We start from the raw sequence: 24971 nt of genomic DNA on the forward strand, positions 1-24971 counted from the left end.
CGGAGGGTGGACTGGCACCTTCTCCCCGATTTTCAAGGGGAGAAGGTAAGGGGGAGGGGCAGGGCCAGCCTTGCAAGAATGCGCGAAACGCTGCTGGCTGCCAGATATGACCATTACCGATCCCAAATCCTTCCTCACTTCCATTTTCAACGCCGCCGTCGCCGCCGCCGATCCGGAAAAGACCATCCGCGATCATTTGCCGGCCAGGCCCAGGGGCCGCACCATCGTGATCGGCGCCGGCAAAGGCTCGGCGCAGATGGCGGCGGCCTTCGAGAAAGCGTGGGACGGTCCGATCGAAGGACTGGTCGTCACCCGCTACGGCTATGGCGCGAAATGTGAGCGCATTGAGATCATCGAGGCGGCGCATCCGGTGCCGGACGCCGCCGGGCTCGAGGCTTCGCGGCGGCTGCTCGGGAAGGTGCAAGGGCTGACCGCCGACGATCTGGTGGTGGCGCTGATTTCCGGCGGCGGTTCGGCGCTGCTGCCGTCACCGGCAATCGGCCTGACATTGGCCGACGAGATCGCCGTCAACGAGGCGCTGCTGGCGTCGGGCGCGCCGATCGCGGCGATGAACACCATCCGCAAGCATCTTTCCACCATCAAGGGAGGCCGGCTGGCCGCCGCCGCCTGGCCGGCCAAAATGGTGTCGCTGGTCGTCTCCGATATTCCCGGTGACAATCCGGCGCTGGTCGCATCCGGCCCGACCGTTCCCGACACCGGCAGCCGGGCGGATGCGCTGGCGTCGATATCAGCCTACGGCATGAACCTGCCGGCCTCGGTCATGGCGCATATCAATTCACCGGCCGCCGATGCACCAATTCCCGGGGATGAGCGCTTTTCGCGCAACGAGGTGCATCTGATCGCCTCCGCCGGCGTGTCGCTCGAAGCAGCCGCAGCGGAAGCGAGCCGACAGGGCATCGAAGCTGTCATTCTCTCGGATGCCATCGAAGGCGAAGCCCGCGAGGTGGGCGGGGTTCACGCGGCCATCGCGCGCGAAGTAGCGACACGCAATCGGCCTTTCTCAAAGCCGGTGCTGATCCTGTCCGGCGGCGAGACCACGGTGACGCTGCGTGCCAAGGGGAAAGGCGGCCGCAACTCCGAATTCCTGCTCGCCTTCGCCATCGGCATCAATGATGTCAAGGGCATTCACGCCCTGGCCGCCGACACCGACGGCATCGACGGCTCGGAGGACAATGCCGGCGCCTTCGCCGATGGTTTCACGGTCGCGCGCATGCGCGCGGCCGGCATCGACGCCAAGGCGATGCTGGCAGGCAACAATGCCTGGACGGCTTTCAACGCGGTCGGCGATCTGTTCGTGCCCGGTCCGACCGGCACCAATGTCAACGATCTCAGGGCCATCCTGATTCGCTAATCGTTTGGATCAGGCAGCCATCAGCCGCTTCACCTGCTTCATGTCGTCAAGGAACCGTTCTCGCTCGGCCTCCTTGTCCGCACGGTCACGGATGCGCAGGATGAAGGAGGGATGAATGGTGATGAACACACGCATGCCATCTTCCCGCTCGATCGCCTGGCCGCGCATCTTCGTCACCGGAACCGCCTTGCCGAGCAGCGACAATGCCGCCGTTGCGCCAAGCGCCACGGCAAGGTTCGGTTTGATCAGTCCGAATTCCTGGTCGAGCCACCAGCGGCACGCCTGAATCTCGCCGGCGTTCGGCTTGGAATGAATGCGACGCTTGCCGCGCGGCTCGAACTTGAAGTGCTTGACCGCATTGGTGACGTAGACTTTCTGGCGGTCGACCCCGGCGTCGTCCAGTATGGCGTCGAACACCCTGCCGGCCGGGCCAACGAAGGGAGCGCCGGCGAGATCTTCCTGATCGCCGGGCTGCTCGCCGACGAAAATCACCTTCGCGCCGTCAGGCCCTTCGCCGAACACGGTCTGCGTCGCATCGCGCCACAGCGGGCAGCGGTGGCAAGCCTTCGCTACCTCACGCAGCTCCGAGATCGAGGTGACATCTGGCAGTGGCTCGTCGGACGGCCCGGAAATGCGCCTGGCCGGCCTCTTCGCTTCATGCGTTTGGCCTGTGGTCGCCATCATCCTGTCCTGTCGGTTCTGACACTGAAATGGACGGGAAGGGCGATGGTTCCTCCGAAGGCTCAGACCTCGTGCAGATAGAGGTGATAGTCCAGCTCGCTGACCGTGCGCGCCACGCGCAGGTATTCGGACTGCTTGATCGCCACGAAGGTGCGGTGCAGGTCTTCGCCAAGCGCACCTTTGAGGAAGCTGGACGCCCTGGCCGCCTCGATCGCCGCGCGCCAGTCGACCGGCATTGTGGTGCGCGTCACCGCCGCCTCATAGCCGTTGCCGGTGGTCTCGGGGCCGGGGTCGAGGCCTTCGTCGAGCCCTTTGACAATGCCGGCAAGCACGGTTGCCGCAATCAGATACGGGTTGGCGTCGACGCCTGACGGCCGATGCTCGATGCGCCGGTTCCTGGCGTCGCCCGCCGGCACGCGCAGCGCCACCGACCGGTTGTTGACGCCCCAGGTCGGCGCCACCGGTGCATAGGATTGCGAGACGAAGCGCCGCCAGGAATTCGCGTGCGGCGCAAACACCAGCATCGATTCCGCCATGGTCTGGATCAGGCCGCCCAGCCCGCGCAGCAGCGGCAGCGACCAGCTCTCGCCACCGGCCTCCGAAAAAACGTTTCGGCCAGCCTTGTCCTGCAGTGAGACGTGGAAATGCATGCCGGAGCCGGCATATTTCTCGATCGGTTTGGCCATGAAGCAAGCGGTGACGCCATGGCGGCGCGCCTGCGCCCGAACCAGCCGCTTCAGCATGACGAGGTCGTCGGCCGCCCGCATCACATCCTTGCGGTAGTTCAGCGTCAATTCGTACTGGCCGGGCGCATATTCGGAAATCACGGTCTCGGCCGGAATGCCCTGTGCCTTGGCCGCGGCATAGATGTCTGTAAACAGCGGCTCCATGCCGTGCAGATGGTCGACCGAGTAGACCTCGGTCTTGCCCGAGACGCGGCCATCCAGCACGGCGTGCGCCGGCTGCACCTTGCCGTCGCTGTCGCGCTCATTGGCGAGGAGAAAAAATTCGAGCTCGAAGGCGCCGGCCGGGTACAGCCCCTTGGACGCCAATATGTCGACCTGCCTTGCCAGCGCCAGCCGCGGGTCCGATGACATCGGCGCGCCGTCGAGATGATACATCGCCATCAGCACCTGGCCGCGCGGCGGGTTGGTCCCGTGGAGCGGCACCAGCGTGCCAGGAATCGGCCAGGCGCGCAGATCGCCGTCGCCGGTGGTCCAGATCAGCCCGGTCTCGTGCACGTCCTCGCCGGTGATGTCGAGGCCGAGGATCGAGATCGGCATGTGCCGGCCGCCTTCGAAGATGGCTTTCAGCTCGTGCCGGCGCACGATCTTGCCACGGCCGACGCCGTTGGCATCGGTCAGCACGATATCGAAGGCTTCGATCTCAGGATGGGCGTCGAGAAAGGCGTGCGCCTCGGTGGGCGTCGAGCCCGAAGGTGAAGTCATGATGGAGCCCGGCCTGGCTTGCGCGCCTGTCTGTTGGGTGGCTTGTCTCATGCCGCAAGCTCCGCCGCAACTGCGCCGAAGGCGGTGATCAGCCGGTTGACCTGGGCGCCAGTGGTCGCCGGAGAGATCAGCATCATATTGTGGAAGGGCGCGATAAGCACGCCGCGATTGACCAGCGCGACATGGATGGCGGCTTCGAGTTCCGGCGCGTGCGCGGCCTCCGCCTCCGCCCCATTGCGCAGCGGGCCCGGCGCGCAGATGAATTCGACGCGGGCGCCGACGCGGGCGACATGCCATGGCAGGCGGTAGCGGTCGATGACCTTGGTCAGCCCAGCATCGAGCCGCCGCGCCAGATGATCCATGCGGTCGTAGTTCTCGGCCGTCATCACTTCTTCGAGCGCGGCGCGCATCGCGGCGAATTGCAGAGGATTGGCCGAGAGCGTCGTGCCCATGCCGGAATAACCCGGCTCTTTCGTCCTGTTGTAGTCGGCGTAGCGCGAGGCGACCTCTTCGCTCATGCCCCATACGCTTGCCGGTACACCACCAGCGATCGGCTTGCCTAGCACGAACAGGTCCGGCTCCAGCCCGTATTTCGCGGAATAGCCGCCCGGTCCGGTCGAGATCGTATGCGTCTCGTCGATCAGAAGCAGCGTGCCGGCCGCGCGGGTCAGCTTTCGCAGCGCCTCGTGGAAACCGGGATCGGCCAGCACCATGCAGGAATTGGTCAGCACCGGTTCGGCGATGACGCAGGCGACATCCTTGTCCCTGAGCGCTGCCTCCAGCGCGGCAACGTCGTTGAACTCGATGACCTTGGCCATGCGGGTCAGGTCGCGGAATTCTCCGGCCAATCCGGGCCGGTTGGCCGGCTTGCCGTCGATCAGGCGCACCATCGTCTCGTCGACAGAGCCGTGATAACAGCCGTTGAAAACCAATATCTTTTCTCGCCCGGTGACGGCGCGGGCAACGCGCAGCGCGAAGCGGTTGGCATCGGTCGCCGTCGTGGCGATCTGCCAGAACGGCAGGCCGAAGCGCTGTTGCAGCAGCGGTCCAATGGCGAGCGCATCTTCCGAAGGCAGCATGTATGTCAGGCCGCGTCCGGCCTGCCGGCGGATGGCGCGCGCTATCGCCGGCGGCGAATGGCCGAACATCGATCCGGTGTCGCCGAGGCAGAAATCGTCGAGCCTGTTGCCGTCGATGTCGGTGATCGTAGCGCCTTTGGCGCTCTCGACCAGGATCGGAAACGGAGTCGGCCAGTCGTTCATCCAGTGCATCGGCACGCCGCCGAAGAAGCCAGGCAGGCCGTTGCCGGCCTTGGCCTGCGATTTCGGCCGCGCCTTGCGGAAGCGGGCGCCTTCGGCGTCCCGCAATGCGGCAATGCGGTCGCGGCTGACGCCGCCAATGGACGTGTGGGCGCTGTGCATGAAACCCCTCTTTGGCGCAGTAGTGGAGTAGTGGGGTAGGCGCTCAACGGCCCGGATGCTCTAAACCCGCTCCCATATTGCCCTACTCCTCTAACCCGTGATGTCGATAACGCCGCAGTCGCCGGCGGCACTGCCGAAGGCGATGCGGCGTTCCTCCCAGTCCCACATCATCGAGGTGATGGCGCCCTTGCCGGGGCGGCGCAACAGCACCTCCTTGGCGTCGGAAAAACGCACCGCCATCACCATGCCGTCCTCATAGCCGATGGCGACGACATCCTGGCTTGGATGGCAGGCGACTGAGGTCACCATCGCATTGCCGCGCGTGCCGAGTTCCAGCGGCGCCTTGCCCATCGGCCCGTCCTTGCCTGAAAACGGCCAGACGATCGCCGCCGGCGCGCCGGAACTCGCCAGCCACTTGCCTTTCACGCTCCATGACAGGCTTTTGACCTTGGCGGGATAGCCGCTCATGCGCATATGCTTGCCGTCTGCCAGCTTCCAGCCGTGCAGCGCGTTTTCCTGCATGGTGGTGACCAGGAAGGCGCCATCCGGCGAGAAGGTGATGCCGGTATGGGCGCCGGCCCATTCGAGCTCCACCGGCTTGCCCTCGGCGGCCGGGAAATGCAGCGTCGCGCCATTGTAGCGCGCGACGCCGAAGCGCATGCCCTTGGGCGAAAATGCCAGCCCCTCGACCGAACGCGGATGGGCGAACTCTTTTGTGTGGCCGTCGGCAAAGCGCACATAGGCGGTCTTGCCTGTAGCGTAGGCGATGGCGCCTTGCGGGCCAGCGGCGACGCTGGTGACCCACTTCTTGCCCGCGCTCGCCAATTCCTTGGCCTCGCCGCCCGCTTTCACCGCAAACACCTTGCCGTCTTCGCCGCCGGTGAGCAGCCGGTCATTGGCGGCATCGTGGAAGGCCGCGAGCAGCCCGTCATTGGCCTGCACCGTCTTGTGGCCATTGTCGAGCCGATGGACGGTGCCGTCGGCCAGCGCGAAATGCGGCACGTCGCGGAGGAAGGCGGCGGCAAGGCAATGGCCTTCGAGATCAAGCGGGGCGACGGTCGGCATGTAGGACAGGTCCATTCCAGATTGTAGCTGGTCGTCTCGGGAGCCGCCAGCGCGCCAGGCGCGGCCCCACCCTCTCCCGCAAGGGGAGAAGGAAGAGCGGGCAGCGCTACCGCCATAAAGTCCGGAAATCAAGCGGCCTGGCAGGCCTCGAAGCTCTTCCTCAGCCGTTCGGGGTCCAGTTCGCGACCGATGAACACCAGCCGGCTCTCATGCTTCTCGCCGTCTTTCCAGGCGCGCTGGTGGTCGCCCTCGATGATCATGTGCACGCCCTGGATGACGTAGCGCTCGTCGTCGCCCTTCAAGGCGATGATGCCTTTCAGGCGCAGGATGTTCGGCCCCTCCATCTGGGTGACCTTCTCGATCCAGGGGAAGAATTTCTTCGGATCCATCTCGCCTCCCCGCAGCGAAACCGACTGCACCGTCACGTCATGGATGTCGGATGGGTGCGCGTGATGGTCGTGTCCATCGTGGTCATGATCGTGCCCGTCATGATCGTGGTGGTGATGATCGTGGTCGTGGTCATGATCATGATCATGACCATGGTGGTCGTCATGCGCCTCGAGGAAATGCGGGTCGTTCTCCAGCGCCCTGGACAGGTCGAAGGCGCCGCGGTCGAGCACTTCCGACAGCGCCACGCCGGCGCGGGTGGTGCGATGGATCCTTGCGGCCGGGTTGATGGCGCGGATCGTCGCTTCGACCTTGGCCAGTTCTTCTGGTGTGACGAGGTCGGTCTTGTTGAGCACGACGACGTCGGCGAAGGCGATCTGGTCCTCGGCTTCCTTGGAATCCTTCAGCCTGAGCGGCAGGTGCTTGGCGTCGACCAGCGCCACCACCGCGTCGAGTTTGGTCTTGGAGCGCACGTCGTCGTCCATGAAGAAGGTCTGCGCCACCGGCACCGGATCGGCGAGACCCGTGGTCTCCACCACGATGGCGTCGAAGCGGCCGGGCCGGCGCATCAGGCCCTCAACGACGCGGATCAGGTCGCCGCGCACCGTGCAGCAAACGCAGCCATTGTTCATCTCGTAGATTTCCTCGTCGGACTCCACGATCAGGTCGTTGTCGATGCCGATCTCGCCGAATTCGTTGACGATGACGGCGTAGCGCCTGCCGTGGTTTTCCGACAGGATGCGGTTGAGCAGCGTCGTCTTGCCGGCGCCGAGATAGCCGGTCAGAACGGTTACGGGGATCTGCGTCTGTGCGTCGCTCATGGCTTGCCTCGAATGGATGGGCCTTGAAAGATTTCGGCGGCCTCGAAAGGGATTGTCGGCTCCATATAGGATGCGCGGCGGGCTTTTGCACGAGGCAAACCGCGAATGGCTGCGGTCCAATCCCTAGGTCAGCGTCTCGTCGAACTAGGCGGCTGGCGGCGCCCTGCAGGCCATGCGGTATCGGTGCGCAAAAAGAGCCTGTGGACGACCACGGCCGGCCGATCCACCGCAATCGCTTTCGCGAAAAGTCGTTTGTCATCTAACTGAAATAATCATCTGGCATTAGCCACGGCGGGTACCGCAATGCTTGCCGGCAAAGCTGTTTCAGGCGCCGGAATCTTTTTTGATCGTCGATTGCCAACCGGCCGGCTGCGTCTATGCTGCCCGCACCGGTATGGCCGAAGAGGGATGACCATGGCCAAGGCGGACAAGACTGCGACAATGAGCCGGCTGCATTCGGCGGCAAGGCTGGCAAGAACAGCGCTTGCGGCACGGCTGCTGGCGCATGGCTTCTATGCCGGCCAGGACCAGATCATGCTGGCGCTCGACCGCGAGGACGGCCAGACCCCGGGCAATCTGGCTGGCCGGCTCGGCGTGCGCCCGCCCACCATCACCAAGACCATCAATCGGCTGCAGGCACAGGGTTTTCTGCAAAAGCGCGCCTCCGACGCCGATGCCCGCCAGGCGCATATCTTTCTCACCGACACCGGTCGCGAGACCATCCGCGCCATCGAAAAGTCGGTGAAGAAGACCGAAAAGCAGGCGCTGAAGGGCCTCGACAAGAAGGACCAGAAGGCGCTGTTCAAATTTCTTGCCCGCATCGAGGCCAATCTTTCGAACGAAGAACTGGCCTTGATCGACGACGACGCCGAGTCGGACGACTGACCGCCGGTGCGGTGATCAGGCTGCCGCTGCGGCCCCACGGATCAGCGAAGACCAGCGTCCCGGCGTCATGCCGAATGCCTTCTTGAATTGCCTGTTGAAGTGGCTTTGGTCGCTGAAACCGGCCTCGGCCGCGATCTGTGCCAGCGGCTCGCCGGCGGCGATCATGCGTCGCGCGCGCTGAAGCCGGCGCATCAAAAGGAAACGATGCGGGCTGGTGGAGAAAGCGGCGCGGAAATGCCTGGACAAGGCATAGCGGTCGAACCCGGTAACCGCCTCCAACTCGTCGGATCGCACGGGCCGGGCAGAGTTTTCCGTGAGATAGTCGCGCGCCAGAGCGGCCGCCCGCCAGGCCGTTCCCGGCACCGCTCTCGCCGGCTGGCCGGCATGGCGGGCGAGCCCTTGCATCAGTTGCGCCAGGAAGTCGGCGACGAACAGCTCATCGAGTTCCTCCTCCAGCGGACCCAGCGCCGAAAGCAAGGTCGCGCGCAGGCGTTCGTCCGCCACCACGGCCTGCCTGACGAAAGGCAGCGATGCGCCGCCGAGGCAGTCCAGCATCAGTGACGGTTCCAGATAGAGGATCCTGTAGCGCAGCCCGTCCTCGGTTCCGGCGCCGCCATCATGCAGTTCGTCGGGATGCAGGACGATGATCTGGCCGGGCAGGCTATGCCGCACCGCACCGCGATAGCGAAAGCTCTGCACGCCTTGCAGCGTCACCCCGATCGCATAGGTGTCGTGGCGATGCAGGTCGAAGGCGCTGCCGTGGAATCGCGCCTCGATGCGCTCCATGCCGGCAGGATCGCAGGCGGCAATGATGCAGTTTTCCGCGGCCTCCGCGCACAAACGTCCAAGACCCTGGAACGCCTGGCTGCCTAGATCGAGCGACATCGCTTCCTTTCGCCTTGAAAGGGGCACAACCCCGAATGGTCACTGTCTCATGTTCGATACGAAATTTGCAATCGTGCTCAGGGATGATCTGCCGGTCTGGCAAAAACTCAACGTCACAGCATTCCTGACCAGCGGCGTCGTCGCGCAGTTCCCCGATCTCATCGGCGAGCCCTATCGTGACCGCGCCGGCAATGTCTACAACCCGCTGTCGATCCAGCCCGTCATCGTGCTGTCCGCCGACCAGGCGACACTCGGCGCAATCCACAGCCGCGCCCTGGAGCGCGGAGTAACGAGCTCGCTCTATGTCGAGGAGATGTTCTCGACCGGGTTCGACGCCGCCAACCGCGCCGTCTTCGCCGAATTCGCGCCGGAAGACGCCAAGGTTGTCGGCATCGCATTGCGCGCCGACAAGAAGACGGTCGACAAGATCACCAAGGGTGCTCGCATGCATCCCTGACGACCCGGGCCTGAGCCTGTCCGCAGCTCTTGTTGTGCCAGCCGCTTTTGGCTTGCCGCACGCCCGCAATTGCCGCAAAAAGGTGGGCCTCAGCCCAGCTTTCCATTCGGCCTGCAAGTGAGTGCTCCCCAAACATCTTCAGAAAGCGCGACGCCGCCGGTGGCGATCCTGTGCATGCTTTCCACCTATGTCTTCTTCACCTTTCTCGACACCAGCAGCAAATACCTCGTCCTAGCCGGCGTCTCCGCGCTTGTCGTCGCCTGGGTGCGCTTTGCCGTGCATGTCGTGCTGGTCGGCGCGCTGTTGCGCGGCTGGCGTGAACCGGCGCGGTTCCGTCCGGCCAACCTGCCGGCTCATGTCCTGCGCGGGCTGTTCCTGTTCGGCTCGACCATCTTCAACGTGCTGGCCCTGCGGTCCCTGCAACTGGCCGAGACGACATCGATCTATTTCTTCGGGCCGATGGTCATCACCGCACTTGCCGGCCCGCTGCTTGGCGAATGGGCGGGCTGGCGGCGGTGGCTGGCGATCCTGGCCGCGTTCGCCGGGGTTCTGATCATCACAAGGCCGGGAGTCGGCGTTTTCGGCATCGGCCACCTGTTCGCGCTCGGCTCGATGCTGTCGAACTGCTTCTATGTGATCATGACCCGGCGCATGTCGGCGACCGAGACATCGGAAAGCCTCATCCTGTTTTCGGCACTGGCCCCGGCGGTGGTGCTCCTGCCCATGCTGCCGTTCTCGTTTTCCCTGCCGCATGATGGCTGGCACTGGTTCATCCTGCTCATGCTCGGCGTCTTTGGCGGCGTCGGTCATTGGCTTCTGGTGCAGGCCTATCGCATGGCCACCACCACCGCGCTCGCCCCCTATCCCTATTCGCAGATGGTGTGGATGATCCTTTCCGGGCTCATCGTCTTCAAGCAGTTCCCCGACCGCTGGACGCTCGTCGGCGCCGCCGTCATCGTCGCCAGCGGTCTCTACATCGTCCATCGCGAGCACCGGCTGCGCCTGCGCAATCGTGCGGTGCTGGACGTCGAGGCGGAAGCGCTGGCAAAAAAACTTTGATTTAGCCTCGAAGGGTGGCATAAGGCCGCCTTTAAACAGTTTAAAAAAACGACGGGGGAGGGGAAGGCTGGCACAGAAGATCAAGCTGTCGACGATCGCGGATGCGCTCGGCGTGTCCACGGCCACGGTATCGCTGGCGCTGCGCGACAGCCCGCTGGTCGCAGGCGGCACCCGTGACCGCATCAAGGAACATGCCCGCGCCATCGGTTACATCTACAACCGCCGTGCCGCCAGCCTGCGCACCTCGCGTTCGGGCATTGTCGGCGTCGTCGTGCATGACATCATGAACCCGTTCTTCGCCGAGATCCTGCGCTCGATCGAAAGCGAGCTCGACCGCAGCCGCCAGACCTTCATCCTGTCCAATCACTACGACCAGCTCGAGAAGCAGCGCACTTTCATCGACACGCTGTTGCAGCTCGGTGCCGACGGCGTCATCATGTCGCCGGCCATCGGTACTCCGGCCTCGGATATTCTGATGGCCGAGGAAAACGGCCTGCCGGCGGTGCTGATCGCGCGCACCGTCGAGGGCGCCGACGTGCCGGTTTTTCGCGGCGACGATGCCTATGGCACGGGGCTTGCCACCAATCACCTGATCTCGCTCGGCCACAAGCGCATCGCCATGATCGGCGGCACCGACCAGACCTCGACCGGCCGCGATCGCTACCAGGGCTATGTCAACGCCATGGAGGCCGCCGGGCTGGAAGTGCGGCCGGCCTGGCGCATCCCCGGCCCGCGCACCAAGCAGGCTGGCTTCGAGGCCGCCGGACAGTTTCTGGCCCTGAAGGACAAGCCGACAGCCGCCTGCTGCTGGAACGACCTCGTCGCCATCGGCCTGATGAACGGCATCGCGCGCGCCGGCCTGGTGCCCGGCCTAGACATATCGGTCACCGGCTACGACGATCTCGAGGAGGCGGCAATCGCCACGCCGGCGCTGACCACCGTGTGGAACGGTCAGCGCGAGGTTGGCCGCCGCGCCGCCAGCGCCCTGCTCGACAAGCTGAACGGGCAAACGGTGCGGCCCTCTCAGGAACTGATCAAGCCGGAACTGCATGTGCGACAGTCGACCGGCAAGCCGGTGGAGCGTGCATGACAAGGCCCGAGCAACTGCAAACCGTCGCCATCCTGGTGCCGGGGCATTTCAACGACCACGCGGTCGAGCGCATCGACCGGACATTCAGGCGTGTCGGGATCGAGCGCGCCGAGCCGTCCCTGGTCACCGATGATATGCGCGACAACGTGCGCGCCATCGCCTCGTTCGGCGGCATCAGCGCGGCCTTCATGGATGCATTGCCGAAGCTTGAGATCGTCGCCAGTTTCGGCGTCGGCTATGATTCGGTCGATGCCCGCCACGCTGGCGATCACGGCATCATGGTCACCAACACGCCGGATGTGCTGACCGAGGAGGTCGCCGACACCGCCATCGGCCTGCTGATCAACACCGTGCGCGACCTGCCGCGCGCCGAAACCTGGCTACGCGACGGCAGCTGGCAGCGCAAGGGCAACTATCCCTTGAGCCGGCTTACCTTGCGCGGCCGCAGCGCCGGCATTTTCGGCATGGGCCGCATCGGGCTCGCTATTGCCCGCCGGCTGGAGGCGTTCGGATTGCCCGTCGCCTATCACAACCGGCGCCGGGTCGAGGGCCTGTCCTATCCCTATCATCCGACGCTGAAGGGCCTCGCCGAAACAGTCGACACGCTGATTTCGGTGGTCCCGGGCGGCGCCTCGACGGAAAAGGCGGTCGATGCCGAGATACTGTCGGCGCTTGGCGCCAACGGCGTCTTCGTCAATATCGGGCGCGGCAGCACGGTCGACGAGGCGGCGCTTGCGACAGCCCTCGCCAAGGGCACTATCGCCGCCGCCGGGCTCGATGTCTTCGCCGACGAACCGAACGTGCCGCGGGCGCTGCTTGACGCGACCAATGCCAGTCTGTTGCCGCATGTCGGTTCGGCGTCGGAGCACACACGTCGCGCCATGGCGGATCTGTGCGTCGACAATCTGGTGTCCTGGTTCAGCGAGCGCCGGTCGATCACACCTGTGCCCGAGACCGCGCATGTGAAGGCGCGCGGCTGAGCGGTCGGGCTGCCATATTTATTAACGTCAGCTTAACCCTTTGAAATCATTCTTCATCCTGTCCGTACGCATGGATGAGGATCACCATGAAAACGCTTTCCGTACTGATCGGAGCCGCCGCCCTGTTTGGCGGCGTTCAGCTGTTTCATGGCGGCACTGGCGAAAGCGTCGCTGAAGAGGCCGCGCCGCCCGACACCTACAGGCTGGTCGCCAATGGTGATGAGGGGGTTTGCGCAATCAAACGCGGCGCCACCGTTTCGGACGGCCTGTCGCTTTTGACGGTGGCTCCGAACTGCCGCCGACTCATGCCAGGCATCGAGCGGGCGAAATTCTGGCGCGAGCAGGAGGACGGCACGGTCGCCTTCAGCGTCAACGGCGTCGATCCGATCGTCACCTTCGCGGTCGCCGATGGCGACGGATTCGAATCCTACGCTCCCGCACTGCCGCTGCTGTCGCTGGCGGCCGCCGGGGACCCGAGCACCGACGACTGATTACTCCGCCGCCGCGCGGGCGCCGGCTTTGGCAGCCGCGTGCAGGCGAACCGCGTCGCCGAAGGCCCGGAAGATCTTGGCCGAGTTACTATCCGACTTGACCCAGTATTCGGGATGCCACTGGACGCCGACCGCGAAAGCGCGGGCATCCTTTACAGAGACCGCCTCGACGGTGCCGTCGTCGGCCACGGCTTCGATCTGCAGCTTCGAACCAAGCCGGCCGATTGCCTGGCGGTGCAACGAGTTGACCTTCATGTCGCCGGCCCCAAACACACCGGCCAGGCAACTGCCCGCCTTGATCGAAACGGTCTGGTGAATCGCGAAACGTTCGTCCTGATTGTCGGTCACCGGCGCGCGGTGGTCGAGCGAGCCTTCACGCTCCTGGATTTCGGTGCCCAGCGTGCCGCCCAGCGCCACGTTCATCTCCTGGATGCCGCGGCAGATGGCAAGCAGCGGCACGCCACGCTCGATCGCCTTGCGAATCAGCGGCAAGGTGGTGGCGTCGCGTGCCGGATCATACGGGCCGTTCGCCTCGCTGGCATCGCCGCCATAGAGCGAGGGGTCGACATTGGATTTCGAGCCGGTCAGCATGACGCCGTCGACCGACGACAGCAGCTCATCGAAATCGAGCCGCTCGCCGAACGAAGGCACCAGCACCGGAAACACGCCGGCGCCGGCGATCGCCGCCTCCAGATATTGCTGTGGGGCGGCATGCCAGGTGTAGTTGTCGAATTGACGGACGTCGGTCGATATGGCGACGAGCGGCTGCTGCATTTTGGCTTTGTTTTCCATCTGGGCCGGGGAATCCTGCCTTCAAAATAGGCGATCCCAGCACATTTTTCCATGACAAGTTTCGGTCCGTCGGATGGGCCACCAAACGGCCCGTTAGACTATAGTTGCAAGGCCCTGCGCACACGCCGTCAAATCAGGCCGCCACGCTGGACTCGACTCCTTGCCCGTGTATTGTTTCGCCCAGCCGTGCGGGGCATCGAGCATGCGCCGCACGTCGGTTTGTTGATCCAAAAGGGAGGACTTCATGGATCGTCGTTCATTCATCCGCAAGGCCGGGACGACCGGCGTTGGCGCCGCTGTGGCCGCCGCCACGCTCGCCGCGCCGGCCATAGCCCAGTCCAATCCAAAGGTGACGTGGCGGCTGGCGTCGTCCTTTCCCAAATCGCTCGACACGATCTATGGCGGCGCCGAGGTCTTCTCAAAGATGCTTTCGGAAGCCACCGACGGCAACTTCCAGATACAGGTCTTCGCCGCTGGCGAGCTGGTGCCCGGCCTTCAGGCGGCCGACGCCACGACCGCCGGCACGGTCGAGGCCTGCCACACGGTGGCATATTATTACTGGGGCAAGGATCCGACCTGGGCGCTGGGCGCGGCGGTTCCGTTCTCGCTCAACGCGCGCGGCATGAATGCCTGGCACTATCATGGCGGCGGCATCGACCTGTTCAACGAATTTCTCGCCACGCAAGGCTTGTTCGGCCTGCCTGGCGGCAATACCGGCGTGCAGATGGGCGGCTGGTTCCGCAAGGAGATCAACACGGTGGCCGACCTTTCCGGCCTCAAGATGCGCATCGGCGGCTTCGCCGGCAAGGTTGTGCAGAAGCTCGGCGTTGTGCCGCAGCAGATCGCCGGCGGCGACATCTACCCGGCGCTCGAAAAGGGCACCATTGACGCAGCCGAATGGGTCGGCCCCTATGACGACGAGAAGCTCGGCTTCTATAAGGTTGCGCCCTACTACTACTATCCAGGCTGGTGGGAAGGCGGCCCGACCGTCCACCTGATGTTCAACAAGGCGAAATACGAAGAACTTTCGCCGACTTACAAGTCGCTGCTGCATACCGCCGCGCAAGCCGCCGATGCCAACATGCTGCAGAAATACGACTATCTCAATCCTGCGGCGGTGAAGCGGCTGGTGGCCGGCGGCGCCAAACTGCGTCCGTTCAGCCAGGAGATCATGTCCGCCTGCTTCGAGAAGGCCAATGAGGTCTACGCCGAAATGGAAGCCTCGAACGCGCCGTTTAAGAAGATCTGGGACTCGATCAAGGGCTTCCGTAAGGAGCACTATCTCTGGGCGCAGGTGGCCGAGTACAATTACGACACCTTCATGATGGTCCAGCAGCGCAACGGCAAGCTGTAAGGTTTTTCTGCCTTATTTCGAAGACCCCGGACTCGGTAGTCCGGGGTTTATTCGTTGGGCGTCGGTGCTGGAAACATCGATAGTCGAAGGCGTCGAAACTTGCGCCGCAGCGCCGGGGGTCGAACGGGTTCGAAGCGACAGCGGCACTCAGCCTCGGTCCGGCACCACCACCACCTTGACCTCGCCGGCGGCAGGCGGGTTGGCGATTACCGCGGCGGCCTCTTCCAGCGGCACCTGCCTGGAGATCAGCCGGTCGATCTCGATCGCGCCCGAAGCGATCAGCTCGGCGGCGCGGCGGTGCGTGTAGGGGTTGAGGAAGGAGCCGAGAACCTTCAACTCGCGAAACAGAAGATCGAAGGGCTCGAACGCCGCCTTCATGCCTTGCGGCACCACGCCGACAATGACGACCGTACCGCCGGCCCTCGCCAGCCGCAGCGACTGCTCGACCGTTTCCTGGACACCGGCACATTCGAGCACCACGTCGACACCGCCGGGCACCAGTCCCGCTGGCCCGGAGATGGCATCGATGACGTCGGCGGCGCTTGCGTCGACCGTTGCCGTCGCGCCGAGCTCCTCGGCCAGTGCGCGCCGTGATGCCTGTCGCGTCGACAGGATGATGGTCGTCGCCCCTGCAAGCCTTGCCAGTTGCACTGTGAGCAGGCCGATCACGCCGCCGCCAAGTATGGCGACCGAGGAGCCGGGCTTGATCTCGGCCAGATCCACGCCATGCAGGCAGCAGCCGAGAGGCTCGCAGAAGGCGCCGTGCGTCGGCTTCAAGTCCGCGGGCAGGATGAAGGCCTGTTTCTGCGGCAACACGACGTAGTCGGCGAAGCCGCCGTCGCGATGGATGCCGATGGCATTGAGATTGCTGCACAAATTGATGCGGCCGGCATGGCAATGGCGGCAGCGTCCGCAGGCGATGTTGGGATCGCCGGTGACGCGGTCGCCGATCGAGAAGCCGCTCACGGAATGTCCCATTGCCTCGACGATGCCGGAGAACTCATGTCCGGGCGTTACCGGCGGCCGGCAGGGAAACTCGCCGTGGAAGAGATGCCGGTCCGTGCCGCAGACGCCGCAGGCCTCGATGCGCACCAGCAGATCGTCAGGCCCGGGAACCGGCTCGGCGACCTCGCGCAGCGTGATGCTGCCAACCGCTTCCAGCCGTACCGCTTTCATGGTTTTGCGACCTCCGGCATCAGTTGAAATTCGGCGGCTGCGACAGATCCGGCTGTGGTGCCGCCGGTTTGGCGGGCGCCGTGTCGCCGAAGTTCGGCGGTTGCGACAGGTCGGGCGCGGCAGGCGCGGCGGGCGGCGGGGCGCGAGTGGCAGGTGCGGTTCCGCTCCCGGCCGGCGGCGTGCCGAGCGGCGTCAGTCCCGGCACCTCCGGCACCGTATAGTCGATCGTGCCGGAATCGACCGCTGTGCCCTTGTAGTGCATCACCATTTGCGGGAAGGCGATGGTGAGCCCGATCATGATCACCTGGATGCAGACGAATGGCACGGCGCCCCAATAGATCTGGCCCGTGGTCACCGGCGCGATCTGCTTGCCGGTCAAGCGGTCGAGATAGGGCACCCGGGCGGCGACCGAGCGCAGGTAGAACAGCGCGAAGCCGAAGGGTGGATGCATGAAGCTGGTCTGCATGTTGACGCCCAGAAGCACGCCGAACCAGATCAGGTCGATGCCGAGCTTGTCGGCGGCCGGTGCCAGCAACGGCACGATGATGAAGGCCAGTTCGAAGAAATCGAGGAAGAAGGCAAGCACGAAGACCAGGATGTTGACGCCGATCAGGAAGCCGACCTCTCCGCCCGGCAGCGAGGTCAAGAGATGCTCGACCCAGATGTGGCCGTTGACGCCGTAGAAGGTGAGGGAGAAGACGCGCGCGCCGATCAGGATGAACAGCACGAAGGACGACAGCCTTGTCGTCGAAGCGAGCGCCTGCTTGACCACGTCGAGCGACAGCCGGCCTTTGATCGCCGCCATCGCCAGCGCGCCGACAGCGCCCATGGCGCCGCCCTCGGTTGGAGTGGCGATGCCAAGGAAAATGGTGCCCAGCACCAGGAAGATCAACGCCAATGGCGGGATCAGCACGATCACGACCTGCTGCGCCAGCCGCGACATCATGTTGATTTTCAGGCGCTGATCGGCGATCGCAACGATATAGATCACGGCCACGCCGATGCTGGCGCCGAGGATGTCGGCATTGTCGCCATGGGTCGGTGCGAGATAGCGGTAGGCCGCGTAGGAGATCGCCACCGCCGCCAGCAATGCCACCAGCAGCGACACGACGCCATGGCCGAGCGTGCGTGCTTCCAGCGGCAGCGCCGGCATCGAATTCGGCCGGACGATCGTCATGATCAGGATGTAGAGCATGTAGAGGCTGGTCAGCACGATGCCGGGGATCAGCGCGCCCGCATACATGTCGCCGACCGAGCGGCCGAGCTGGTCGGCGAGCACGATCAGCACCAACGACGGCGGGATGATCTGGGCGAGCGTTCCGGACGCGGCGATGACGCCGGACGCCAGCCGGCGGTCATAGCCGTAGCGCAGCATGATCGGCAGCGAGATCAGCCCCATGGCGATGACCGATGCCGCCACCACGCCGGTCGTCGCGGCCAGCAGCGCGCCGACGAAGATCACGGCATAGGCAAGCCCGCCGCGGATCGGCCCGAACAGCTGGCCGATCGTATCGAGCAGGTCTTCCGCCATCCCCGATCGCTCGAGCACGATGCCCATGAAGGTGAAGAAAGGGATCGCCAGCAGCGTGTCGTTCGACATCACCCGGCTGCCGTAGAAATTATCCGGCAACGCATGCAGCAGCGGCCAGGCGAGATTGATCGAGCCGCCCGAATAGGGTGAGACCAGCACGCCGATGAAGAAGAACAAAAGTCCGTTGGCGGCGAGCGAGAAGGCGACGGGATAGCCGATCAGCAGGAAGAGGACCAGCGAGGCGAACATGATCGGCGCCATGTTCTGGGCGATGAACTCGATCACGAGCGCACCTCGTCGGCCAGTGCCTTGGCTTCGAGTTCCGCCTGCTCATGCGCCGATATGAACGGGGTCGGGTCGTCCATGTCGCCGCGCATGATGGCGATCTTCTTGATGATCTCGGAGATGCCCTGCAGCGCTAGCAGGAAGAAGCCGACCAGCAGGATCGCCTTTGCCGGCCAGATGATCAGCCCGCCGGAATTGTTCGACATTTCACCGCTGCGGAACGAAAGCGACACGTAGGGGACGAAATAGATCACCATCAGCGTCACGAACGGCATCAGGAAAAAGACATGGCCGAAAAGGTCGATCCAGTGCTGCACGCGGCGCGGGAACAGGCCATAGACGATGTCGATGCGGATATGGTCGTTCTGCTTCAGCGTGTAGGCCGCCGCCAGCATGAAGGCGGCGCCGAACAGGTACCATTGCAGCTCCAGCCACGCATTCGACGAGGTGTCGAACACCTTGCGGATGGTCGCGTTAGCGGCGCTCACCAGGATTGCCAGCAGGATCAACCACGATATCCATTTGCCGATGAACTCGTTCACACGGTCGATCGTCCTGGATAGAGCGAGAAGCCCTGCCATGCATTCCTCCCTTTTGTCCGAGGCGCGACGGCTCCCCGTTGTTTTACGCCGCGCCGCTGTGGCCTAACCGTATGCCGTGCGTGGCAGGACGGGTCAACACAGGAGCGGCGCTGTCAACGCGGTTGTGAGACGAGGAAGCCGACGAAGCGCAGGGCTGCGGCGCAGGGCTCGGAAAACCGGAACCGGCTTCCGGCAGGGTTCGTGGGCAAAATCAAAGCGTTAAGGAGATCGTTTCGTTGCCGAAACAGGCTCATCGGTGGCAGGCGTCATGCAACCAAAGTCTGATGCTGATCACGCGATCTTGGTCTGGTCGCGGCCAGCGCCGATCAGCACCAGCATGGCGACGAGGAACAGGTACATCCATGCGTCGCGCCATTCCACCGGGAAATAGCCGGCCCACAGCGACTCGGCCATGCCGAAGGCGGCAGCGCCCAGGGCCGCCCGCGGCGGTGAGAGATAGCCGCCGACCGCCGTCACGAACAGGATCTTCAGCCCGTAGACGAGGCCGGAACCGAAACTGACATTGCCGTAATAGAGGCCGGCCATGACGCCGGCCAGCGCGGCGCAGAAACCGCCGAACAGCACTGCGTGGCGGAACACGGCGCGCACATCGACGCCGCACATGGCGGCCGCCTTGGGATCGTCGGAGACGGCGCGCCAGCGCCGGCCGAAATTCGAATGGGCAAAAGCCCATGCCGCAAGCGCCACCGCCGCCAGCACCACGGCGCAATCGAGCAGCTGGATCAGCGTCAATGTCGCCTTGAAGCGGGCATCCTGCGCGAAAACGACAGGCTGCGCCAGCATAGGCGGCAGCCACAGATCATGCGTGTCGGCCGCGATGCGGCTTGCTTCCGACAAAACCAGCAGGATGCCAAGCGTGGTCACCACGATCGCATTGGGCGAGCGGTCGGCCAGCGGTTCGAAGACGCTGCGCGACAGGACGCGGCTGATGAGCGCGGCGTAGAGGAAAGCCGCTGCGACGCCGAGCACCACCGCCGCCGTCAGCGTCAGCCACAGCACCTGATAGCCGAAGGCGGCGGTCAGGATCATCGTCTGTCCGCAAAAGGCGAACAGCGCGCCATAGGCCAGGTTGGTGCGGTGCAGGATGCCGTTGGTCAGCACATAGCCGAACGCCAGCAGCGCATAGAGTGCGCCTGAATGCAGCCCGTTCAGGACCTGCTGGAACAGATACAGCATGCGAAAATCCTCGGGGGCATGTCGCCCAAAGCGCATAGCGGTTTTGGGACGACGATACGCTCCAGACAGAGAGCGGCAATACCCGCTTCAGGGCAGACTTGCATCTTCGAATCTAACTTGTCAAATGCCATTTATCGGTTAGATTTCGGACATGACGGTATCCTGGACTCCGCACCGCTTCACCGGCGGCCTGCTCGCGCTCGACACGGCGAACACCGTCGTGCTGCGTGCCGATCCGGAGAGGACCTTCGACCGTTTTGACGATCCGCGCGAGATCGCCCACTTCGCGGACGCGGCGAGCGGCTTTCGCGCCGCCGAGCTTGGCGGCAGGCGGCTGGCGGTCTCCGCGCCGGCTGCAATCGCGCCTGTCGTGCTGGCGATCCGCGAGGCGACGGACCGGTTGTTTCGCCACGCGGTGTCGAAAGGCACGGTCGCTACCGATCATCTCTCCGGCCTCCTGGCGGCCTGCGCCGACGGTCTTGCCGGCAGTCGGACCGAGATCGCAACGCCCGGAAAGCCGTTCGGCGATCCGGCAACGCCGATCGCATTCGAAGCGGCACTGGCGGTTTCCGCCCTGTCGCTGCTGCGCGAGGACACGGTCGCCAGGCTCAGGATCTGCCCCAATTGCTCCTGGCTGTTCGTCGACCGCAGCCGCAATTCCAGCCGCCTGTGGTGCGACATGGCGGTCTGCGGCAACCGCCAGAAGGCAAGCCGCCACTATCGCCGCCGCAGGGCGGCCAATGAGGTCAACAATGTCCAGGACTAGCTCTCGTTCAGCCCTGCTCGGCATGGCGCTGATCGCGGCGATGGCGCTCGGCGCCTGCCGCGACACCGGCAAGGACGGTGAAGGCAAGTTGTTCGAGATTTCGGGCAAGATATTCGTCTTCAACTATCGTCTCGCCAGGGCGACTTATGTCGTGACGCTGCGGCCCTTGCGGCCGATGGGAGAGGGCCAGGTCGCGGTCGCCAGCTTCCAGGATCCGGCCGGCGGCGCGCCGTTGGTGGTCGAGCAGAAGGTCTGGCCCAAGCTCGACAAGGTGACGCTGGAGAGCCCGGCTTTGACCTGCGTCGTCAAGAACAAGCCTTATACGATCGCCATCGCCATCAAGGGCTCCGACGGCGCGGTCCTGCAGAAGATCGACACCACGCTGATGTCCACCGAAGACCAGTCCATCCTGCCCGATCGGCCGCTCGTCATTGACCAGCTCTACACCGCCAATCCCGATCTCGTCGGCCACCCCGACGGCAAGCTGCCGGGCGAGCCGAAGCCCGACTGCTCCAAGGGCACCTGACGCTCGCCGCCAAGCCGAAAGGCAAGCGAAATTTTCGTACGCCGGACATTGCTCGCGGGGCGATTTCATACCGGGCAAGGGATGACGGCGGATCGTTCGTTGCGCGTTGCCTGGCACGTCCGATTTCGTTTGACCTGTCTTGCAAGGGGAGAAAGGATGCGTCATCCGATCCCGACGCTGGCTGCCTGCCCCCGCGCGGCCTCCGCAGAGGAAATGCCTGATGACGCTGCACGACGTCGCGCTCGACGACAAGTTCGACCTGGGGAAGGAACGCATCTTCCTGTCCGGCGCCCAAGCGGTCATCCGCATGCTGCTGATGCAGCGCGAGCGCGACCGCCGCGCGGGCCTGAACACGGCCGGCTTCGTCTCCGGCTATCGCGGTTCGCCGCTGGGCGGCCTCGACATGCAGCTGTGGAAGGCAAAAAAACAGCTCGCCCAGGCCGACATCGTCTTCCAGCCCGGCCTTAACGAGGAACTCGCCGCTACCGCCTGCTGGGGATCGCAGCAGACGGAACTGCTGGGCGAAGGCACCCATGACGGCGTTTTTTCGGTTTGGTACGGCAAGGGTCCGGGGGTCGACCGCTCCGGCGACGTCTTCCGCCACGCCAATCTGGCCGGCTCGTCGAAACATGGCGGTGCGCTCGCTTTGATGGGCGACGACCACATGGCCGAATCCTCGACCAACGCGCATGCCACCGAATTCCTGTTCGTCGACGCCATGGTGCCGATCCTCAACCCGGCCGGTGTCCAGGAGATAATCGATTACGGGCTCTACGGTTTTGCCATGTCGCGCTTCGCCGGCACATGGGCGGCCATCAAATGCGTCAAGGACAACATCGAATCGACGGCCTCGGTCGATGCCTCGATCGAGCGTCTGAACATCGTTAATCCCGAGTTCGACATGCCGCCCGGCGGCCTCAACATCCGCCACGAGATCGACATGCTCGGCCAGGAGGAGCGGCTGCATGAGTACAAGCGCGCCGCCGCGTCGGCCTTCATCCATGCCAACGGGCTGAACCGCGTCGTCTATTCGGGCGGCCGCAATCCCAGGATCGGCATCATCACCATCGGCAAAAGCTATCTCGACGTCCGCCAGGCGCTCGAGGATATCGGCATCGACGAGGCGGCCGCCGGCCGCATCGGCGTGCGGCTGTTCAAAGTCGGTTGCCCCTGGCCGCTCGATTTCCAGCACATTGCCGAGTTCGCGCGCGGCCTCGACACCATCGTCGTCGTCGAGGAGAAGCGTTCGCTGATCGAGGTGCAGCTTCGCGAGAGCCTCTACGGCACCGCCACGCAGCCCGTCATCGTCGGCAAGAAGAACGAGCGCGGCGACTGGCTGTTTCCGGCCAAGGGCGCGCTCGACCCCAACGAAATCGCCATTGCCCTTGGCGAAAGGATCGTGAAAACCATCGGTCCGTCGGAAGAGATTTCAGCGCGGGTGGCGAAGCTGCGCCAGTTCCAGGCCATGCTCGCAGACGCGTCGGACATCGGCTCCCGCACGCCCTTCTTCTGCTCCGGCTGCCCACACAATTCCTCCACCAAGGTGCCGGACGGCTCGATCGCCGCGGCCGGCATTGGCTGCCATTTCATGGCGCTGTGGATGGACAGGAACACCGTCGGCTTCACCGCGATGGGCGGCGAGGGGGCGCAGTGGGTCGGCCAGGCGCCCTTTTCCAAGCGCGATCACATTTTCCAGAATCTCGGCGACGGCACTTACAACCACTCCGGCACGTTGGCGATCCGCTTCGCGCTGTCGTCCGGCGCCAACATCACCTACAAGATACTCTACAACGACGCGGTGGCCATGACCGGCGGCCAGCCGCATGAAGGCGGCCTGACGGTGGACATGATCGCCAGGCAGGTGCGAGCCGAAGGGATCGAGCGCATCGCCATCGTCACCGACGAGCCTGACAAATATGCCGGCAAGGTCGAGTTCCCGGCCGGCGCCACCATCCATCACCGCGACGATCTCGATCTCGTCCAGCGTGAGCTGCGCGGCGTCAGCGGGGTTTCGATCCTGCTCTACGACCAGACCTGTGCCGCCGAAAAGCGCCGCCGCCGCAAGCGCGGCACCTTTCCCGACCCCGACAAGCGGGTCTTCATCAACGAACTGGTCTGCGAGGGCTGCGGCGACTGCGGCGTCCAGTCGAACTGCGTCTCCATCCAGCCGGTCGAGACCGAGTTCGGCCGCAAGCGCCGGATCGACCAGTCGAGCTGCAACAAGGATTTTTCCTGCGTCAATGGCTTCTGCCCGTCCTTCGTCACCGTGCATGGCGCCAAGATCCGCAAGGCCGAAGGCATCGCCGGCAAGACCGATCCGCTCGACGGCGTTCCAGCAGCCGCCGAATTCCCGCTCGGCGAACAGGGCTGGGCGGCGATCATCGACGGCGTCGGCGGTACCGGCGTCGTCACCGTCGGCGCCGTGCTCGGCATGGCGGCTCATCTCGAAGGCAAGGGCTGCGGCATGATCGACATGGCCGGGCTTGCCCAGAAGGGCGGTTCGGTGTTCACCCATGTCCGCATCGCCCGCACGCCCGATGACATCCACGCCATCCGTGTCTCGGCCGGCAAAGCCGATCTCGTGCTCGGCTGCGATCTCGTCGTGTCGGGCGCCAAGAAGGTGCTGGCCGCGGTGCGCGAGGGCCACACCATCTTCCTCGCCAACACTGCCGAGATCATGCCGGGCGAGTTTGCCCGCTCGGCCGATTTCTCGCTCCCCATCGAGCGCTTGAAGAAGGCGATCCGCACTGCTGCCGGCGACGACAAGGCGCATTTCTTCGACGCCACCCGCACAGCCACCGCCCTGTTCGGCAATTCGCTGGGCGCCAATATGTTCATGCTCGGCTTCGCCTTCCAGCATGGCGGTCTGCCGCTGTCGGCGCAAGCCGTCGAAAAGGCGATCGAATTGAACGGCGAGGCGGTGGGGATGAACATCGCCGCCTTCCGCTGGGGCCGCCGCGCCGCGCATCAGCCGGATTTCGTGCGTGGCCTCGTCCAGCCGGACAAGGACAGCCAACCCGCCACGATTGCCCAGACGCTGGACGAAATCATTGCCCGCCGGATCGCTTTCCTTTCCGCCTATCAGAACGCCGCCTATGGCAAGCGCTACGCCGGCAGGATCGCTGCCCTGCGCGCGGCCGAAGCCAAGGCAGCGCCCGGTTCGAGCGCCGTGACGGAAGCGGCGGCCAGGAACCTGTTCAAGCTGATGGCGATCAAGGACGAATACGAGGTGGCGCGGCTCTATACCGACGGCTCCTTCGCCGCCGAACTCGGCAAGCAGTTCCAGAGTTACGAAAAACTCGAATTCCACCTGGCGCCGCCGGTTCTGGGCCGTCGCGGCAATGACGGCAAACCGAGGAAATCGAGCTTCGGTCCCTGGATGATGAAAGGGTTCCGCATGCTGGCGGCGATGAAGGGCCTGCGCGGGACAGCATTCGACCTGTTCGGCTACACCGCCGAGCGGCGCATGGAGCGGCAATTGCTGGCGCAATATGAGGCCGACCTGCAACGCGTCGCCAACTCGCTGGCGCCGGACACCATCGAGGCCGCCACGGCCCTCGTCTCCGTGCCGGCACTCATCCGCGGCTACGGCCATGTTCGGCAAGCCAGCGCTCAAAAGGCGGCCGGCGAACGCCAAAGGCTGCTCGAGCGCCTGTCCGGCACGTCAGCGAAGGCGGAACTCCAGGCCGCCGAGTGATGGCCTTGTTTACCTAAAGCCCAA

The 24971-nt window shown here is 64.7% G+C and carries 22 protein-coding genes; 11 read left to right on the forward strand and 11 right to left on the reverse strand.

The annotated features are described in order from the left end of the window. Positions 1-106: 106 nt before the first annotated feature. The gene (locus ACIU1A_RS30245) at positions 107-1372 is read left to right on the forward strand and encodes a glycerate kinase (protein ID WP_404926000.1); all 1266 of its coding nucleotides are present in this window, start codon (positions 107-109) and stop codon (positions 1370-1372) included. Between the two features lie 9 nt (positions 1373-1381). On the opposite strand, the gene ACIU1A_RS30250 is transcribed toward ACIU1A_RS30245, so the two are convergent. From ACIU1A_RS30250 to ACIU1A_RS30270, 5 genes are all read right to left on the reverse strand, one after another. Continuing rightward, the gene (locus tag ACIU1A_RS30250; protein WP_348641250.1) at positions 1382-2179 is read right to left on the reverse strand and encodes a UdgX family uracil-DNA binding protein; all 798 of its coding nucleotides are present in this window, start codon (positions 2177-2179) and stop codon (positions 1382-1384) included. Continuing rightward, positions 2116-3501, reverse strand: a complete 1386-nt coding sequence (locus ACIU1A_RS30255) for a glutamine synthetase family protein (protein WP_404928038.1) — start codon at positions 3499-3501, stop codon at positions 2116-2118. The genes ACIU1A_RS30250 and ACIU1A_RS30255 overlap by 64 nt, the downstream gene beginning before the upstream one ends. A 47-nt stretch (positions 3502-3548) precedes the next feature. Further along, on the reverse strand, positions 3549-4922 hold the full coding sequence (locus tag ACIU1A_RS30260; protein ID WP_404926001.1) for an aspartate aminotransferase family protein: 1374 nt from the start codon (positions 4920-4922) through the stop codon (positions 3549-3551). Positions 4923-5012: 90 nt separating this feature from the next. After that, complete coding sequence (locus ACIU1A_RS30265; protein WP_404926002.1) at positions 5013-5987, reverse strand: WD40 repeat domain-containing protein; 975 nt, start codon at positions 5985-5987, stop codon at positions 5013-5015. Positions 5988-6115: 128 nt separating this feature from the next. Further along, positions 6116-7195 carry a GTP-binding protein gene (locus ACIU1A_RS30270; RefSeq protein WP_140501147.1) on the reverse strand — a complete coding sequence of 360 codons (1080 nt, stop codon included), beginning with the start codon at positions 7193-7195 and terminating at the stop codon, positions 6116-6118. Positions 7196-7609: 414 nt separating this feature from the next. Between ACIU1A_RS30270 and ACIU1A_RS30275 the strand changes: the two genes are divergently transcribed. Next, entirely contained in the window at positions 7610-8080 is a 471-nt protein-coding gene (locus ACIU1A_RS30275; protein ID WP_140501145.1) for a MarR family winged helix-turn-helix transcriptional regulator, read from the forward strand. 15 nt (positions 8081-8095) lie between these two features. On the opposite strand, the gene ACIU1A_RS30280 is transcribed toward ACIU1A_RS30275, so the two are convergent. Continuing rightward, the gene (locus ACIU1A_RS30280; RefSeq protein WP_140501143.1) at positions 8096-8965 is read right to left on the reverse strand and encodes an AraC family transcriptional regulator; all 870 of its coding nucleotides are present in this window, start codon (positions 8963-8965) and stop codon (positions 8096-8098) included. 49 nt (positions 8966-9014) lie between these two features. Here ACIU1A_RS30280 and ACIU1A_RS30285 point away from each other — a divergent pair, with 49 nt between their 5' ends. The 5 genes from ACIU1A_RS30285 (at position 9015) to ACIU1A_RS30305 (ending at position 13042) form a co-directional block, all read left to right on the forward strand. Beyond that, the gene (locus ACIU1A_RS30285) at positions 9015-9422 is read left to right on the forward strand and encodes a DUF2000 family protein (RefSeq protein WP_140558756.1); all 408 of its coding nucleotides are present in this window, start codon (positions 9015-9017) and stop codon (positions 9420-9422) included. 174 nt (positions 9423-9596) lie between these two features. Then, positions 9597-10481 carry a DMT family transporter gene (locus ACIU1A_RS30290; protein WP_181165295.1) on the forward strand — a complete coding sequence of 295 codons (885 nt, stop codon included), beginning with the start codon at positions 9597-9599 and terminating at the stop codon, positions 10479-10481. A gap of 67 nt (positions 10482-10548) precedes the next feature. Beyond that, a complete protein-coding gene (locus ACIU1A_RS30295) occupies positions 10549-11571 on the forward strand; it encodes a LacI family DNA-binding transcriptional regulator (RefSeq protein ID WP_140501249.1) in 1023 nt (340 codons plus the stop codon). Continuing rightward, positions 11568-12551 (forward strand): 2-hydroxyacid dehydrogenase, encoded by a 984-nt coding sequence (locus tag ACIU1A_RS30300; protein ID WP_404926003.1) that lies wholly within the window; start codon positions 11568-11570, stop codon positions 12549-12551. Before ACIU1A_RS30295 ends, ACIU1A_RS30300 begins: the two co-directional genes overlap by 4 nt. A gap of 86 nt (positions 12552-12637) precedes the next feature. After that, on the forward strand, positions 12638-13042 hold the full coding sequence (locus tag ACIU1A_RS30305; protein WP_140559784.1) for a hypothetical protein: 405 nt from the start codon (positions 12638-12640) through the stop codon (positions 13040-13042). Here ACIU1A_RS30305 and ACIU1A_RS30310 read toward each other — a convergent pair whose 3' ends face one another. Then, entirely contained in the window at positions 13043-13834 is a 792-nt protein-coding gene (locus ACIU1A_RS30310; RefSeq protein ID WP_404926004.1) for a gamma-glutamyl-gamma-aminobutyrate hydrolase family protein, read from the reverse strand. Between the two features lie 244 nt (positions 13835-14078). On the opposite strand from ACIU1A_RS30310, the gene ACIU1A_RS30315 reads away from it, so the two are divergent. After that, complete coding sequence (locus ACIU1A_RS30315) at positions 14079-15188, forward strand: TRAP transporter substrate-binding protein (protein WP_140525590.1); 1110 nt, start codon at positions 14079-14081, stop codon at positions 15186-15188. 147 nt (positions 15189-15335) lie between these two features. On the opposite strand, the gene ACIU1A_RS30320 is transcribed toward ACIU1A_RS30315, so the two are convergent. The 4 genes from ACIU1A_RS30320 to ACIU1A_RS30335 form a co-directional block, all read right to left on the reverse strand. Next, on the reverse strand, positions 15336-16364 hold the full coding sequence (locus tag ACIU1A_RS30320; RefSeq protein WP_140512844.1) for a zinc-dependent alcohol dehydrogenase family protein: 1029 nt from the start codon (positions 16362-16364) through the stop codon (positions 15336-15338). A gap of 19 nt (positions 16365-16383) precedes the next feature. After that, positions 16384-18180: a TRAP transporter large permease subunit gene (locus tag ACIU1A_RS30325; RefSeq protein WP_404926005.1), complete on the reverse strand. Its 1797-nt coding sequence runs from the start codon at positions 18178-18180 to the stop codon at positions 16384-16386. Further along, positions 18177-18761 carry a TRAP transporter small permease subunit gene (locus tag ACIU1A_RS30330; protein ID WP_140501131.1) on the reverse strand — a complete coding sequence of 195 codons (585 nt, stop codon included), beginning with the start codon at positions 18759-18761 and terminating at the stop codon, positions 18177-18179. The genes ACIU1A_RS30325 and ACIU1A_RS30330 overlap by 4 nt, the downstream gene beginning before the upstream one ends. Positions 18762-19052: 291 nt before the next feature. Continuing rightward, positions 19053-19958, reverse strand: coding sequence for a branched-chain amino acid ABC transporter permease (locus ACIU1A_RS30335; protein ID WP_140501129.1), 906 nt, complete (start codon positions 19956-19958; stop codon positions 19053-19055). A gap of 151 nt (positions 19959-20109) precedes the next feature. Between ACIU1A_RS30335 and ACIU1A_RS30340 the strand changes: the two genes are divergently transcribed. The 3 genes from ACIU1A_RS30340 to ACIU1A_RS30350 all read left to right on the forward strand — a co-directional run bounded on the left by ACIU1A_RS30340 (position 20110) and on the right by ACIU1A_RS30350 (position 24947). After that, positions 20110-20724 (forward strand): CGNR zinc finger domain-containing protein, encoded by a 615-nt coding sequence (locus ACIU1A_RS30340; RefSeq protein ID WP_140525588.1) that lies wholly within the window; start codon positions 20110-20112, stop codon positions 20722-20724. Further along, positions 20711-21250 carry a hypothetical protein gene (locus ACIU1A_RS30345; protein ID WP_404926006.1) on the forward strand — a complete coding sequence of 180 codons (540 nt, stop codon included), beginning with the start codon at positions 20711-20713 and terminating at the stop codon, positions 21248-21250. Before ACIU1A_RS30340 ends, ACIU1A_RS30345 begins: the two co-directional genes overlap by 14 nt. 220 nt (positions 21251-21470) lie before the next feature. Next, positions 21471-24947, forward strand: coding sequence for an indolepyruvate ferredoxin oxidoreductase family protein (locus ACIU1A_RS30350; protein WP_404926007.1), 3477 nt, complete (start codon positions 21471-21473; stop codon positions 24945-24947). The last annotated feature ends 24 nt before the right edge of the window (positions 24948-24971 follow it).

This window comes from Mesorhizobium maamorense (assembly GCF_044998965.1).
Taxonomy (GTDB): Bacteria; Pseudomonadota; Alphaproteobacteria; order Rhizobiales; family Rhizobiaceae; genus Mesorhizobium.